The sequence below is a fragment of the Mesorhizobium sp. WSM4307 genome, assembly GCF_007003945.1.
Classification (GTDB): domain Bacteria; phylum Pseudomonadota; class Alphaproteobacteria; order Rhizobiales; family Rhizobiaceae; genus Mesorhizobium.
On sequence record NZ_VFTB01000003.1, the window covers coordinates 530,209 to 545,542 of the forward strand.

14 protein-coding genes are annotated in these 15,334 nt (G+C 64.0%); 6 read left to right on the plus strand and 8 right to left on the minus strand.

Features of this window, described 5'->3' with window-relative positions:
• The first annotated feature begins 72 nt into the window (after positions 1-72).
• Positions 73-1,356: an aspartate aminotransferase family protein gene (locus FJV83_RS09530; protein ID WP_142885368.1), complete on the plus strand. Its 1,284-nt coding sequence runs from the start codon at positions 73-75 to the stop codon at positions 1,354-1,356.
• A 120-nt stretch (positions 1,357-1,476) separates the two neighbouring features.
• A complete protein-coding gene (locus FJV83_RS09535; RefSeq protein ID WP_245438129.1) occupies positions 1,477-2,481 on the plus strand; it encodes a phosphotransferase enzyme family protein in 1,005 nt (334 codons plus the stop codon).
• A gap of 6 nt (positions 2,482-2,487) precedes the next feature.
• Here FJV83_RS09535 and fabG read toward each other — a convergent pair whose 3' ends face one another.
• From fabG to FJV83_RS09575, 8 genes are all read right to left on the minus strand, one after another.
• Positions 2,488-3,252, minus strand: coding sequence for a 3-oxoacyl-ACP reductase FabG (gene fabG / locus FJV83_RS09540; protein ID WP_142885369.1), 765 nt, complete (start codon positions 3,250-3,252; stop codon positions 2,488-2,490).
• An 81-nt stretch (positions 3,253-3,333) separates the two neighbouring features.
• A complete protein-coding gene (locus FJV83_RS09545) occupies positions 3,334-4,860 on the minus strand; it encodes an APC family permease (RefSeq protein ID WP_095775006.1) in 1,527 nt (508 codons plus the stop codon).
• Positions 4,861-4,959: 99 nt separating this feature from the next.
• Positions 4,960-5,658 (minus strand): cysteine hydrolase family protein, encoded by a 699-nt coding sequence (locus tag FJV83_RS09550; RefSeq protein WP_142885370.1) that lies wholly within the window; start codon positions 5,656-5,658, stop codon positions 4,960-4,962.
• A 9-nt stretch (positions 5,659-5,667) separates the two neighbouring features.
• Complete coding sequence (locus tag FJV83_RS09555) at positions 5,668-6,087, minus strand: diol dehydratase small subunit (RefSeq protein ID WP_095789843.1); 420 nt, start codon at positions 6,085-6,087, stop codon at positions 5,668-5,670.
• Complete coding sequence (locus FJV83_RS09560; protein ID WP_142885371.1) at positions 6,084-8,354, minus strand: propanediol/glycerol family dehydratase large subunit; 2,271 nt, start codon at positions 8,352-8,354, stop codon at positions 6,084-6,086. The genes FJV83_RS09555 and FJV83_RS09560 overlap by 4 nt, the downstream gene beginning before the upstream one ends.
• A 296-nt stretch (positions 8,355-8,650) precedes the next feature.
• Positions 8,651-9,604, minus strand: a complete 954-nt coding sequence (locus FJV83_RS09565; RefSeq protein WP_142885372.1) for a glycosyltransferase family 4 protein — start codon at positions 9,602-9,604, stop codon at positions 8,651-8,653.
• On the minus strand, positions 9,601-10,458 hold the full coding sequence (locus tag FJV83_RS09570) for a glycosyltransferase family 2 protein (protein WP_245318272.1): 858 nt from the start codon (positions 10,456-10,458) through the stop codon (positions 9,601-9,603). The genes FJV83_RS09565 and FJV83_RS09570 overlap by 4 nt, the downstream gene beginning before the upstream one ends.
• Positions 10,459-10,695: 237 nt before the next feature.
• Positions 10,696-11,646: a LysR family transcriptional regulator gene (locus tag FJV83_RS09575; protein ID WP_019859771.1), complete on the minus strand. Its 951-nt coding sequence runs from the start codon at positions 11,644-11,646 to the stop codon at positions 10,696-10,698.
• A gap of 93 nt (positions 11,647-11,739) precedes the next feature.
• Between FJV83_RS09575 and FJV83_RS09580 the strand changes: the two genes are divergently transcribed.
• From FJV83_RS09580 to FJV83_RS09595, 4 genes are read left to right on the plus strand one after another with little or no spacing between them, the layout of a single operon-like run.
• Entirely contained in the window at positions 11,740-12,645 is a 906-nt protein-coding gene (locus FJV83_RS09580; RefSeq protein ID WP_142885574.1) for a dioxygenase, read from the plus strand.
• A 3-nt stretch (positions 12,646-12,648) separates the two neighbouring features.
• Positions 12,649-13,608: a VOC family protein gene (locus FJV83_RS09585; RefSeq protein WP_142885373.1), complete on the plus strand. Its 960-nt coding sequence runs from the start codon at positions 12,649-12,651 to the stop codon at positions 13,606-13,608.
• Positions 13,605-14,264: a phospholipase gene (locus FJV83_RS09590; protein WP_142876616.1), complete on the plus strand. Its 660-nt coding sequence runs from the start codon at positions 13,605-13,607 to the stop codon at positions 14,262-14,264. Before FJV83_RS09585 ends, FJV83_RS09590 begins: the two co-directional genes overlap by 4 nt.
• The gene (locus FJV83_RS09595; RefSeq protein WP_246688966.1) at positions 14,264-15,325 is read left to right on the plus strand and encodes a maleylacetate reductase; all 1,062 of its coding nucleotides are present in this window, start codon (positions 14,264-14,266) and stop codon (positions 15,323-15,325) included. Before FJV83_RS09590 ends, FJV83_RS09595 begins: the two co-directional genes overlap by 1 nt.
• Positions 15,326-15,334 lie beyond the last annotated feature (9 nt).

A 15,334-nucleotide genomic window follows, 5' to 3' on the forward strand; every position in this document is an offset into this window, starting at 1 on the left:
CTCGCCGGTCGGTAATCCTGCATCATCGATCGGGCGAGCCTCGCCCGATCAACCCTTGAGGACAAGACAGGCATGTACGACTTCGGCCCCTTCGAGTTCGAGTCGAAGCAGGATTTTTTCGACAAGGCAATGCGTTTCTGGAACCCCGACAAGACCAGGTTCTGGCAGAAGGCCGGGATTGATCTGGTGATCGGCAGGCGAGAGGGCTATTTCCTCTACGACATGACGGGGCGGCGCCTGATCGACCTGCACCTCAATGGCGGCACCTACAATCTCGGTCACCGCAATCCGGAGCTGGTCGAGACGCTGAAGAGCGCGCTCGACTATTTCGACATCGGCAACCACTGGTTCCCTTCCGTGGCGCGAACGGCGCTGGCGGAATCCCTCGTCAATGTCTCGCCGGGAATGAAATACGCGATCTTCGCGCCGGGCGGCGCGGAGGCGGTGGACATCGCCATCAAGAGCGCCCGCTATGCCACCAAGCGGCGCAAGATCGTGTCGATCATCAAGGGCTATCACGGGCATTCGGGGCTCGCCGTGGCGACCGGCGACGATCGCTTCACCAAGATCTTTCTCTCCGACCAGCCGGAGACGTTCATCCAGGTTCCCTTCAACGATATCGACGCCATGGAACGGGTGCTCAAGGGCGAAGACGTCGCGGCGCTGATCATGGAGACAATCCCCGCCACTTACGGCTTCCCGATGCCGAAGGACGGCTATCTCACCGCCTGCAAGGCGCTGTGCGAAAAGCATGGCGCGATGTACATCGCCGACGAGGTCCAGACCGGCCTGATGCGCACCGGCAGCATGTGGGGCTGGCAGGCCTACGGCGTCCAGCCGGACATCATGGTGACGGCAAAGGGCCTGTCCGGCGGCCTCTATCCGATCAGCGCGGCGCTGGTGAACGACAGAGCCGGCGGCTGGCTCAACGAGGATGGGGCAGCCCACATTTCGACGACCGGCGGGGCCGAACTCGGCTGTGTCGTCGGCCACAAGGTCATCGAGATGCTGCAGCGGCCCGAACTGGTGGCCAATGTCGGCACAGTAACCGAGTTCATGGCGCAGGCCATGCGCGAGATGCAGGTTCGTCACGGCGATATCTTCACCGGGGTACGCCAGAAAGGCGTGATCCTCGGGCTGGAATTCAGCAATCATCCGGAAGGCGCCGTCTTCGTGTCGCGTGCGCTCTACGAGCAGGGCGTCTGGGCGATCTTCTCGTCGCTCGACAAGCGGGTGCTGCAATGGAAGCCCGGCGTTCTTCTGGACCACGAGACCTGCCGGGACATCATGGATCGCTTCGATGCGGCAATGCCGCGCGCGCGGGCGTTGCTGCATCAGGCAGGCAAGGCGAGTTGACATGGTCCAACCCTCGTTGAAATTGTCAGGCGTCCAGTGCGAACGGGCGGCTGGGCTTGCCGGGATCGCGCGGGTTCCGGCAGGGGACAGGTGTGCTGGGATAGGGCAGGACGGACAGTGATGGATTTCGACGCGCTCACCCACGACCAGCAACTCGGGATCCTGCAGGAAACGGCGGAGGCGGCCACCGCCAACTACGATCTGCCGGCGGACGTTTCCGTCGAGATGATCAATCTGTCGGAGAACGCGACCTACAAGATTGCGGCCCGCGACGGCCGGCGCTGGGCGCTCCGCATCCATCGCGACGGCTACCATTCAACGACGGCCATTCAATCTGAACTGGCCTGGCTGACCGATCTGCGCCAGACGGGGATCGTCCCGACGCCCGTGCCGGTGGCGGGGAAGGACGGTGAGCAAATCCAGCGTGTCGGCCATGCCAGATTGGCGCAACCACGCAATGTCGTGCTGTCGCAATGGGAGACCGGTTCGGAGCCGGGCATAGGCGAGGCGCTTGGCGAACCTTTCGAACTGCTGGGCGAGGTGACGGCCCGCATGCACATCCACACCCGGCAGTGGAAGCGCCCTTCCTGGTTCAGCCGCCCTGTATGGGATTTCGAAACAAGCCTCGGCGAGGAGAGGCCGCATTGGGGACGCTGGCGTGACGGCATCGGCGTCGATGCCGCGAAAGCCAGGCTTTTTGGCCGCACCGCGGAGCTGATCGGCCGCCGGCTCGCCGCCTTCGGCAAGGGCCATGACCGCTTCGGCCTCATCCATTGCGATCTGCGGCTCGCCAACCTTCTGATCGACGGCAAGACGGTGAAGGTCATCGACTTCGACGACTGCGGCTTCGGCTGGTATATGTACGACGCGGCGACGCCCATCTCTTTCTACGAGCACGAGCCACAGGCAGCCGATCTCATCCGGTCATGGACGACCGGCTATCGCCGTGTGCTTGACCTGCCCAGGGCGGACGAAGACGAGATCCAGACCTTCGTGATGCTGCGCCGTCTGCTCTTGGTCGCGTGGATCGGCTCGCACGCCGAGACAGACCTCGCCAAGTCGATGGGCCTTCCCTATACCGAGGGAACGGTCGGGCTGTGCGAGGCCTATCTGAGCAAGTTTTGAACCAACCTATGCCAGTGCCTCCAGGCTCTCCGGCAGGATCTGGCCGCCATCGACAATGATTGTCTGTCCCGTCACGTAGCCGGCTTCCTTCGACGCAAAGTAGAGCGCGGCGTAGCCGATGTCCTCCACGCTTCCGAGCCGCTTGAGGGGGATCGAGGCGGCCATGGTCTTCTGGTAGTCCCCGCCCAGGCCGACAAGGCCCTCGGTCACGATGTTACCGGGCATGACGGCGTTGACGGTGATGCCGTATCTCGCCAGTTCGATGCAGGCCGTTCGCATGAAGCCGAGCTGTCCCGCCTTGGTGGCGCCGTAGTGCGACCAGCCGGGAAAACCGGTGATCGGGCCGGTGATCGACGACGTCAGCACGATGCGGCCCTGGTCGGATGCCTTGAGATAGGGAACCGCCGCCTTGACCGCGTGGAAGGTGCCTTTGAGGTTGGTGTCGACAACCTCGTCCCATTGCTGTGAGGTCATGTCCTCGAGCCGTGCCTGCGGGAAGATGCCGGCATTGGCGCACAAAACGTCGATACTGCCGTTTCTCGCGGCTGCCGCTGCAAGCGCGCTCTCGATGCTGGCGAGCGAGGTAACGTCGCCAACCGCGCCAAAGGCGCCATGGCCGATCTCGGCGGCCGCGGCTTCGGCCTGGTCGACATGGCGCGCAATGATGGCGACCTTGGCACCCGAGAGTGCGAACACCCGCGCTATGCCCTTGCCGATGCCTTTCGACCCGCCGGTAACGACGACGGACCGACCCCTCAGAGACTGGGTCATGACTTGAAGCTCCAAAAATGAGACGGGGACAGAGTGATGCTCCGTCCCCGTTGACGCTGGAAATCCAGGGCGAAGAATGCCCTAGCCCTCGTTCACCATGTGACCGATGTTCTCATACGCCTTGGGGTTGGCCGACTTCAGCACGAAGCCCCAGATCAGGCCGACGATAAGGATCGCAAGCCCGACATAGGGGATGCTCCTGGCAAAGCCATTGGTGCCGCCCAGAGTCGCCAGATTGGCGACCAGCGTGTAGACGAGGACCAACTGCACAACGAGCGAGATCAACGGCGCGATGACAGTCGTCAGCATGCTGCCGCCGCCGTTCTTCTTGAACCACATGTAGATGGCCAGCGAGACAACCGCCTGCAGCACCAAAAGCAGTCCGGTGCCAAGCACGGCAAACAGCGTATAGACGCCAAGCCAGGCCTGTCCCGACGGATCGTCGAAGCCGTAGGCCAGACCGTAGAGCAGCACCCATACCGCCGCCAGCACCGACTGCAGCGCCGAGGCCTTGTGCGGGCTCTTGTGGTGGTCATGCGTCTCGGCGATCGCCTGCGGCAGGACGCCTTCGCGCGCCAGCGAATACAGATAGCGGGAAGCGGTGTTGTGGAAAGCCATGCCGCAGGCGAAGGAACTGGTCAGGATGAGCAGCGACATCAACTGGTAGCCCCAGCCACCGACAAAACTCTGAATGGGTGTCAGGAAGAAGTTCACGCCGTCGGAGAAGGCCTTGGCTACCATGTCGGCCTCGGTCGGATAGGCCGCCACCGCGCACCAGCTGACGAAGGTGTAGAACAGGCCAAGGCCGATGACCGAAATCAGCAGCGATTGCGGAATGATGCGCTTCGGATCGCGGGATTCCTCGGCATAGTTCGGCGCCATCTCGAAGCCGACCCACGACCAGAACGCCATGAAGATGCCGACCGCCGCCGCGCCCGCCGGTATGGCCACGGTTCCGACTGTCTGCTCGGCGACAGGCGTGAACACCTTGAACACATTGAGCGAATCGCCGGAAAAATTCGTCCCACCATGGGCAAAGATCACGCCCAGCGAAAAGATCACCAGCATGATCACTTCCAGAATGAGGGCTATGCCGAGCAGCCGTGCCGACACTTTCACATCGCGGTAGGCGAGGGCCGCGATGACCACGATCATGGCGAGCGCGAGCACGATCCACGGCACGTTGATGCCGAAATGCTGCGAAAGCCACAGATTGCCGAAAAAGGCGAACAGCCCGGTGAGGGAAGCCTCGAACAGCGAGTAGCATGCGAGCGAGCCGATGCCCGCCGACATGCCGACCTCGCGGCCGAGCCCCTGGCTGATGAAGGAGTAGAAGCCGCCGACCGACGATACGCGCGATGCCATCGCGGCATAGCCGATCGAGAAGATGGTCAGCACGATCGTCGCCATCAGGAAGGCGGCAGGGGTATATTTGCCGATGCCGTAGCCCGCCGCGAACGGGACATTGCCCAGCATCGCCGACATTGGCGCCGCGCCGGTGACGGCCAGGAAGAGCACTCCGGCGAGCCCAACGGCCTTCGAGTGCAAAAGGTTGATGCTGTTACTCTTCGAGACGTCGATCGTCCCGCGTGCAGTTTCTATGGCCATGAAGCCCTCTCCATTCGTGACAGCTGTATGCAGTTCCCCGCACAGGGCGGCCGATGTGTCCCAGCCTGCTCGTGCCGCCATGACAGTACGGACGCAGCGTCACTTTGCCAAGGCCATGATTTTGCATAGCTCGCCGCTCGACATCACGTGGCAATAGATCATGTTGATGATTTCGAGCTCCTTGCGGTGAAGCTCCTCGGTCGCCGCCGCGCAGCAATCCTCGATCACGATGACGGCATAGCTCTCATCCGCCAGGCTGCGCACCGTCGAGGACACGCATTGGTCCGTGAAGATACCGCAGCAGATGACATTCCGGATGCCGAGATTGTGAAGGATCAGGCGCAGATTCGTTCCCGTCAGCGCGGAATCGGTGGTCTTGGTCACCACGATCTCGTCGCCGGCCGGCTGAAGCTCGGCAACCAGCTGCGACGGTGCGTCGTTCTTCGGCAGCAGCAAATTGTTCCAGCCCGGCATTTTCTGAGAGAGCGAGCGATCACGCCCGTCCTTGGTGTGGCAGGCGATGCGGGCAAAAAGGCATTCGATGCCGTTTTGCCGTGCCAGCGCCAGCAGTCGTCCCGTGTTCGGTATGACCGTGCCGTGCATACGCTCGTGGAACGGCGTCCACAGATCGTAGCGATGCTGTTCCTGCTGCGAAAGCGATGCGCGATCCGGCCGTTCCAGGTAGGTGTTCTGAACGTCGATGACCAGGATGGCGGTTTGCGCCGGCACCAGCACCGGATCATCCGGCTCGGGCGCGCCGAGATAGTAGAGCGAACGGAATCCGGTTTTCCAGCTCATGCGGTCCTTTCAGAAGCGGAACGTGAAGAGGCCTCGCGCCGCGTAGGTCTCGGCGGCTTCCTCGATGAAACGGGCGATGCGTTCGGCCTGGTAGGTATCGCGCATCGTGGCAGCGGCCTGGAGCAATTCTTCCTTGGCTTTGGCGCGGCCGGGGCGCAGCAGTTCATAGACCTGCATGATGAAATCCTGCGGCACCTCGACAAGCTCCGCCCCACGCTCGAAGTTGAGTGCCAGTGTCGGCCGTCCGACATCGCGCGCCACATCGGCCTGTGCCTGGAGCGCTTGCGGGGTGATGCGAAGGTCTTCCATCGTCACGTCGCCCGCGAGCACCGAATCCAGCGTTATCTCGGCAAGCGATTTGCCGCGCTTGCCCGTCACGGCGCCGGGCTGTGTTTCGGCGAGCGGATAGTCGGCGCGCGTGTGGGTCACGATTTCACCCCCGTCAGGGTGACGTCGACCTCTTCGGGAGCCGCGCCGGCCTCCGTCAGCCCGGTTTCGATGGCGTAGATGAGGGCGACGCGGGCGTGGTAGCGTGACCCCATGGCCTCGCCCCGCTGCGGCACCACGATGGGCTCCGGCATTTCGCCCAGCGCATAGGCCGCCGCATTGGCACCCAGCGCGCGATAGTGCTCGAGCCTGGTGATCGGCGCATTGGAAAACAGTTCCAGATTGTTGTGCGGCTGGCGATCGCGCTGGTGGATGACGGCCGTGCCCTTGGCCTGGATGCCGATGCCGATGCCGCTGCCGGCCATCCGGGCGGCGGACAGGCCGAGGAAGGAGGTATCGGCCGTATGGCGAAAGCGGACGACGCGCGCCTTGAGCCCGCGTGCGTGGATCGCATCCAGCATGGCGCCGAGCACTTCGGAGAGCCGATGTCCGGCCGTCGTCCGGTAAAGCTTCAGCCCGAAGGCCGGGCTGATGCCGATGACCACATCGTCCTTCGCCGATCCGTTGGCCGCCGGCCCAAGGTTGCGATAGCGGATGTGCCTTGCCTCGTCCTTCTCGTGCAGGGCTTCCGAGCGCAGCACCTCCTTCTGGTCCAGCACATCGCGGATGTCATTGAGCTGCAGGCGCCGTTCTTCAGACACGCGGTAGCCGGAACCGGGGCCGAGATAGTCGTTTGGATCGTTGACCGCACTGACGATCCGCCCATTGCGGATCATCGCCGATGTCTGGAGATAGTCACCGGAAAGGCGCAGCTTGACCACGTCGAGGAGGTTCTCCGCCTCTTCGCGGAACCCACGCTTGGCCAGCGCTTTGACCACGTCGATCACGGTGATGCCGCGCTCCTTGATGGCTTCGCTGATAAAGCTGACGTCGCGCGGCATCAGGCTGCGCGTATCGTCGGAACCGGAAGCGTAGACCACGCTGCTCTTCATGTCCTCGGTCGGTGAGGAAAGGTCGAGTTCCTCGAACACGGCGGCGATCGCTTCCACCGCCCTCTCGCGCAGCTCGATCGCCCGCGACTCGGGCAGCGGCGTCAATCCGCCATCGGCCTCGAAATCGCGCTGCAGCACAAGATAATCTTCCAGTTCCTCGCCGTTGATCAGCGACGGGTTGAACGAATTGTCGTATTTCAGGATCGATCCCATGCCGGAGCAGATCAGATCCGAGCCGGCAATCAGGTAGGGAAGGATCTTGGCGCCGACGCGAATTTCCGATTCGGTCGAGCGCGCGTCATTGCCCGAGGCGCATTCGAGATCGAGCCAGACGGCGATGAGGTTCTCGGCCATCAGTTCGCGAACGCCGCCGGGTATGGTGGCGGTCAAGGGCGCTCCGTCGATACCGCCATTTTGCGTGCCTTGCACACCCATGCCGCGCTGCAGGCAGAGGCAGCGCGCTTCCAGGTAGAGCAGCGATTTGGCTTCGTGGAAGCCCATCAGTAACTCGGAGCCGGCACCCGACGTACAGCGCATCTTGACGCCACGCGAGGCGTAGGCGGCGGCCAGGAATGCCTTGGACCACGGCGTGTCGTCGCCATCGGTGAACGACTTTTCAGTGCCGTAGACGGAAACGGTTTCGGCGTAGGAGGTAAAGCCGGCCATGGCGATGCGCAGCTCTTCGGCTTCCTCGCTGGAGCATTGGAACAGCGTTCCCCAGCGGCCGACCGCGCCGCCTACCGCGCATGCCACTGCGTTGGACCAGGCGTTGCGCGACACGCGCATCGTTGTCTCGATCTCGTCGAAGCCGAAGGCGACGGCGGTCGCGGCATCGGCGGCGAGCTGCAGCGGATCGTCCTTGGCGTTGGTGACGTGCGCCTGGTTGCCCGGCGTCTTGCGGGCCCGCATCTTCGAGTAGGCGAAGGCGATCTCCAGCGCGTTGAGCTGCGACACCACTTCGGCGAGTTTGGCGGGTGTCATGCCATGGGCGAGCCGCACCAGCGTCTCGCGCGGCACGTTCATGTCGACCAGCCAGCGTGCGACGGTCGCCGAATCCAGCGACATCGCTTCCGGTGCCACCTCCGGATCGATGTGATGGCGGGCGATGAAGCGGTCGATCATGTCGTAGTCGTGTTCGAGCACCCCATCGAGGGATACGACGCGCCCGTCCCTGATGCCGATGCCGGGTGGGGGATCGGCCGGACTGGAGAAAGCGGAGAAGCCGTTGGCGGGGTCTTCCGCCGCAAACTTGTCCAGCCGCAACGGCCGCTCGTCCCAGTCTGCGAAGCGCTTCCAGCGGTTCAGTTTCGGCGTCATGCGTGCGATCCTCGACCCAGCCGAAAGACTAGTGAAAGCTTACCCGCCACACAATGACCCTGGATCGACCGCCGGCCAAGGGGGCGCACGCCGCAGGCTCAAAATACCCGAAGCTGCTCGCCATCCTGTCGATCTTCGCAGCTGAGGCGCTCGAAATCCACCGACGGCAGAGGCTGCCGGTGCCACAGGTCATACGGCATTTATTTCGTTTTGCTGGAGCATGGCGCGACGTGTTTCGGCATCGAATTCGGCCGCCAAAGATCAGGTTTGGCCGGGCACGTCTGAAGCCGCACGTCTCACCGGCCCGACCGCTCCGCTGCGGTGAGCAACGAGGTAAACATGTGCGCGTAGTTCTCCGCCTGCACGCCCCAATCCCACTCCCGGATCGTCTCGATCATGCGGGCGGCCATCCGCGACCGGAGCGATGACGTGTCCCGCAACAGGGCGAGCTTGTTCGCAAGCCCTTCCGCGGTTCCATCGAAGAACAGCCCGTTGTCGCCATCCCGAATCAGCTCGGGCATGTTTCCCACACGGGTCGTCACCACGGGGACACCGCACGCCGCCGCCTCCAGGCAAGGATTGGGTGTGCCTTCGCTGCGACTGGCGCAGACATAAACGTCGAGATCCCGGTAGAAGTCGAGCATTTCGTCATGGTTGCGCCAGTGCTGCTCCCGAATCGCAGTCTGCAGTCGCACGCCCGGCACGGCAGCGACCGCGGGCTCGATGACGTCGTGGAAGCCGCGATGTGCCGGACCATGGTTGCCGAGACTTCCCGCCCATCCGACGCGGAGCTCGCCAGAATAGGGTTGCGGCTCTGGCCGGGGGCAAAAGAATGTCGTGTCGACTCCATTGGGCGTGTAGTGGACCGGAATACGCAGAAGAGGAGCGTATTCGCGCTCGAGCTGCCGATTGTTGACGAAGACGGCGCGCGCCAACCGCTGCAGGATAGCGAGCCCGGGCTCGCGGAATTCGCCCTCCATCTCCCTGTGGCTGCAGATCCCGATGAGCAGCCTGTCAGAGCGCCGGGCGAGGACCGATTCCGGCAGAGGCAGCTTCGCGATCTGGAACCAATAGAAGATGAGCACGACATCCGCGGCGTTCACGTCGGACTCAGTCACATCATGCTGAAATCGTTCGACGATCTCGAACTTCCTTGCCAGCACGCGCCGGAGATTCTGGGTCTTTCTATCGATCGCCCAGCCGGGTCGGTCCGCGATCGCCAGGATGCGGGGGAGGTGTCCATCGCTCACGAGGCGTACCGCTCAAGCCAATGCGCCAACCATGGATTGGCCTCGTCCAGATCATCGTCCGTCGCAGTGGTGCGCACCTGGGTAGTGTCCGGCAGTTGGATATCGCCTGGTCGCAAACGGGGTCGCCATCCGTGCCAACCACGACCATTGACCTCCTCGCTCAGGAACCGGCGGCCACCATACTTGCGCGCGGCGTGCTCCGCGCTCAGGAACAGATAATGCTTCATGCGAAAACGCTCGGGGGAGAGCCTCACCGGCTCCCCGAAGCGCACGCGATGGCCCCCTGACCACGCAATCTCCATGGGGCCGTCCTGTTTCTTGTACGCACGGACGCAGTGTGGGGAGAACGGCCGGAACGGGTAGTAGGTGCGCAGCGTGTCTTGATAATTGGGATTGTCGTGGTCGGGGGCTTCCCTGGTGGGAATGAACGTGAACTCGGAAGACTCGATCGCATTGAAGCCAAGTGCGTCGGCTGCCGCAATGGCGGAGACCAACGATGAGTACGAAGTCGGCGGAAGATGGATCTCGTCAGCGTCAAGATGCATGAACCAGTCAGCCTCGAGCGACTGAAATAGTTCCTCTTTGCGACGAAGAAGCTGTTCCCAGCAATACCAGCCGTTGTGCGGGATGCTTTCGAATCCTATCAACCCTGCCCCGCGGTAGCGCTGGGCAATCTCCAGCGTTCGGTCCGTCGACTGATTGTCGCAAATGTAGACCTGTACGCCTTGACGAAAGAGGTTCTCGAGACATCCGGCGACGAACCGTTCCTCGTTGCGTGTTGTAAGGACCGCGACGACTCGCGGGGATTTCCGATCACGCGCGGCATGCGCAATGTTGGTGTTGAGTTCGACCAAGTTCCTCAATCCTTCGTTGTGTGCTTCCGGATGCTGGCCGGTCAACTGGCGCAATTACTGAACTTGGCCGAAATGACAAGTCTAAAGACTCAGACCCGCCATGCCAACGCGCCGTCACCCGAAGTGCAACCGCTCACAGCGGTTCCCGTCGCGATCGCGAGTCTCGGGAATATGCGTATTCGGAAAACAGGCCAGACGGCCGCTTGTGGCGTCGTTTCCGTGAAACGGTGAATTGCTCTAGCGACCCCAGATGACGGCATTCTCGTGCCGTTTTATGATGTGCTTCAGATTCTCGAAGGCGGTCGTGACGTGGCCGGCGAAGCGCTCCGCCGCCGGAGAGCGCGGCCCGCCAACCCGGCGCAGGATGCCCAGTGAGCGGCTGGGCTGCGGGATTTCATAGGGGAGCACCGTCACCCGGTTCTCCTTCCGCTGCGCGAAGACCACGGAAAATGGCAGCACGGCCAGTGCATCTGTTTCGGCGAGGAAGTTGATCACGCTCATCAGCGAGCCGCCCGAATAGCGCACGTTGAGGTCCGACATGCCGATGCTCATCAGGATCATCTGCAGGTCCGACATCAGCGGAGAGCCGGGCAGGGGCGCCACCCAGGGAAAGCTGGTCAGGTCATGCGCCCTGAGGCGGCGATTGCGCAGCAGCGGATGGTCTGGCCGGCAAGCCACGACATTGCGTCCGGGCAGGATCTCGGTGAATTCGAAGCCGGGTCCGAGGTCGAGCACGCCGATCGGCACGATCCCGAGGTCGATCTGGTTGCTCTCCAGTGCCGCGACCATCTCGGGCAGGTTCATATAGCTTTGCTGGACGGTGACCTCAGGCTCGAGCTTCTGGAATTCGCCGATCATCCGGCTGATCATGGCATCCATGAAGAAAGGCACGCCGCCGACGCGGACGACACCCTTGGTGCCTTTCATGAAGCCTTGCACCGCATCCGACGCCTTGCGCGAGGCCGTGATGATCGTGCGCCCTTGCGCCGCCAGCTGGAAACCGAGCGGTGTCGGCTGCAGCGGCCGGCGGCCCTTGAGGAAGAGGGGCTCGCCGACCCGCGCCTCCAGCATGGCCAGCGATCGGCTGACCGCGGGCTGGGTCAGGCCCAGCATGGCGGCTCCTTCCGACACGCCGCCTGCATCCAGCACCGCGGCGAGCTGCATCAGGTGGCGCTCGTTCAGCTTCATAGCAAAATGCTATACAAGGGGCGCGACATCTCATCAAGCATCGCGTCGGGCCGTGTTATCCCGTTTGGCAAGGGGAAGGGAGGCCCCGGCGAAATGGACGGCCAGCACGACCCCCAGAGGGATGAATTTCCCAAGGCGATCTCGACGCAGGCCGAAGAATTCGCGCGGCGCCTGGCGGCGATGGGCCAGTCCCGCCTGGCGGCGGCGGCGCAGGCGGCCGTGGATGGGTTGCACGCGCTGATAGTGGAGTTGCGGCCTTCCGGCGAGGAATTCCGGCTGGCGATCGATTTCCTGACCGAGGTAGGCCATTACGCCGATGCGCGGCGCCAGGAATGGGTGCTGTTCGCCGATGTGCTGGGCGTGTCCTCGCTGATCGAGGATCAAAACAGCCCGCGCCCCGCCGGGGCGACCCCCAACACCCTGGCCGGACCTTTCTACCGGGCCGATGTGCCGGAAATGCCGATCGGCGGGAACATTTCGCGCGACCACAAGGGCGAGCCGCTGGAGGTTACAGGGCGGATCGTGGCGCTCGGCGGCGCCGGGATCGGCGATGCTATGGTCGAGATCTGGCAGGCCAATGCCGAGGGCCTGTACGAGAACCAGGAACCGGACAGACAACCGGAATTCAACCTGCGCGGACGCTTCCGTGCCGATCCGCAGGGGCGGTTCCGCTTCATGACGGTCAAGCCGAAGGGCTACACGCTGCCGGCGGACGGCCCTGTCGGTCAATTGATGTCCGCGCTCGGTCTTGGCCTCGAGCGGCCGGCACACATCCATTTTCGCGTTTCGGCACAGGGCTTCGAAACGCTGACGACCCACATCTTCGACCGGTCGGACCCCGCGATCGGCCGGGATGCCATTTTCGGGGTCAAACCCGAACTCATGGCCGAGTTCCGCGCGCTGCCGCCCCATGGAGGAAAGCGGAAGCACGCACTCGACCTCAATCTCGTGCTCTGCCCGCAGCGGCCGGGCGAAACCGAAACCTCTGGGAGGAGATGACCGATGGCCCGTGTCAGCGGCTACCACCATCTGACGCTGTCGACTGATGGCGCTCAGGAAGATTTTGATTTCTATACCAAGGCACTCGGCCTGCATTCGGTGAAGCGCACCGTCCTGTTCGACGGCGTCATCCCGGTCTATCACCTCTATTACGGCTCGCCCGACGGCGATGCTTCGACGATCATCACCACTTTCCCGTTCCGCAAGCCGGGCGTCTATGGCCGCCGCGGCACCAACCAGTCGCGCACCATCATGCAATCCATCCCCAAGGGGGCGGCGGATTTCTGGGTGGACCGGCTGAACGCGCGCGGCATCAAGGCCACCAAGATCACACGCTTTGGCGCCGACCGCGTGGCTTTGGCGCATCCCTGCGGCATCTCGCATGAGCTGGTGGAAAGCGACAGCGATCCGCGCGCGCCCATCACCAACGAGGCGCAGGGCATCGGCAAGGCCCACGGCATCAAGGGCATCTACGGCGCCGTCGTGGCGGTGATGGATCGCACCGCGATGGACGATTTCCTGACCGTCGCATTGCCGCTGGAGAAGGAGGCGGACAATCACGAGGGACTGGTGTTCCGCGTGCCGGACGCGACCGGCGTCAATCAGCGGGTCGAGGTGATCGTCGATCGCGACAGCGCGCAAGGCACCTGGACGCTGGCGGGCGGGACGATCCACCACCTCGCCCTCAACACGGGCGACGAAGAGAACCAGTTGAAGTTGCGCGCTCATATCGAGGGCCTCGGCTTCACCGATATCTCGGAGCAGAAGGACCGCAATTACTTCAAGTCCTGCTATGTCCGCTCGCCCGGCGGCGCGCTGTTCGAACTCGCCTGGACCACGCCGGAAGGCTGGGCCAAGGACGAACCCCCGGGCCAGATCGGCAAGACGCTGGTCTTCCCGCCATGGTTCAAGGACCGCGAGAGCGAATTGCAGGCCGGTCTGGAACAGGCGGATTTCGCGTGAGTTCAGGCAGCGGTCCACTCCGGCTCGGGCCAAAGGGCGCGCAAGCGAAGGCGATCTGCGTCTTCGTTCACGGCCGCGGCCAATCGCCGGAGGAGATGCAGTCGCATGTGCTGTCGCGGCTTTCCGCGCCGGCCGTGGCATTCATCCTGCCGCGCGCGCCGCTCGGCACATGGTGGGAGGCGCGCGCCGTCGACCCGTTGACGCCGGTCGCCCGCGCGCACCTTTCCGACGCGCTCGACCATTTGGCGGCCGCTGTGGTGGCGGCGCGGGCGGAATTGCCCGGACTGCCGCTGCTTCTGGCGGGCTTCTCGCAAGGAGCATGCCTGTCGATCGAATATCTCTGCGCCGGGCTGCCGCCGCCGGACGCGCTTGCCGCCTTCACGGGCTGTCGCGTCGGTGTGCCGGCGGATGGGCGCTCCGAAGCCGTGCCGGCCGGCGTGCCGGTCTATCTTTCCGGCAGCGATTCCGATCCCTGGATTCCGGTCTCGGCCTTCGCCGATACGGCGCAGTCGTTGGGCCGCAGTGGCGCGAGCCTGCGGGCCGATCTGTTCCCCGGCCGGAGCCACGAGGTTTCGGATGCCGAGATTGCAATGCTGGGCACCATCATCGCCGACCTGGAGGCCGGCCGGGGTGCGCGCATGGGAGCGGCGCGATGATGGACAGTTTCACCTTTCCCGGGCTCACGACGCGGGTGATCTTCGGTGCCGGCACGATGGCCCGCGCCGAGGAGGAGGTGCGGCGGCTCGGCCATGACAAGGCGCTGGTGCTGTCGACGCCACATCAGAAGGCCGATGCGGACAAGCTGGCTCAAAGCCTTGGCGGCCTCGCCGCCGGGGTCTTTGCCGGCGCGGTCATGCATACCCCCGTCGAGGTCACGGAAAATGCCGTCGACGCCTTCCGCGCCAGCGGCGCCACGGCGGTGGTCAGCCTCGGCGGCGGCTCGACCACAGGGCTCGGCAAGGCCATCGCCGTGCGCACCGGCGCCGATCAGGTGGTGATCCCGACCACCTATGCCGGCTCGGAAATGACCGACATCCTCGGCGAGACGGCGGCCGGCGAAAAGACCACACGCCGCTCGCCGGACATCCGTCCCGAGACGGTGATCTACGACGTCGATCTGACACTGAGCCTCCCGGTTGGTCTCACCGTCACTTCGGCGATGAATGCGATCGCCCACGCCATGGAGGCCTTCTACGCCCCCGACCGCAACCCGGTGATCGTACTGATGTGCAGGGATGCCATGGCTGCGTTCCGGGACGGCATTCCGCGGCTGATCGACAATCCGCAGGACCGCGCGGCGCGGACGCAGGCGCTGTACGCGGCCTGGTGCTGCTCGACCGCGCTCGGCTATGTCTCGATGGCGCTGCATCACAAGCTGGCGCATGTCTTCGGCGGCTCGTTCGACACGCCGCATGCCGAAACCCACGCCATCCTGCTGCCCTACACGACCGCCTTCAACGAAGCGGCGGTGCCAGATCTGCTGCGGCCGATGGCCGAAGCCTTCGGTGGTGGCTCGGCGGGCGGCGGGCTCTGGGATTTCGCGCGCTCCGTCGGCTCTCCGCTGAGCCTGAAGGAGATCGGCATCAGGCAAGCCGATCTCGACCGCGCGGCGGCGATCGCGGTGAGGAACGCCTATGCGAATCCGAGGCCAATCGATTTGGGGTCGATAAGGGAACTCCTCCAGGCTGCGTTTGAGGGACGCCGTCCAGGGGGCTGACAAGAGGCA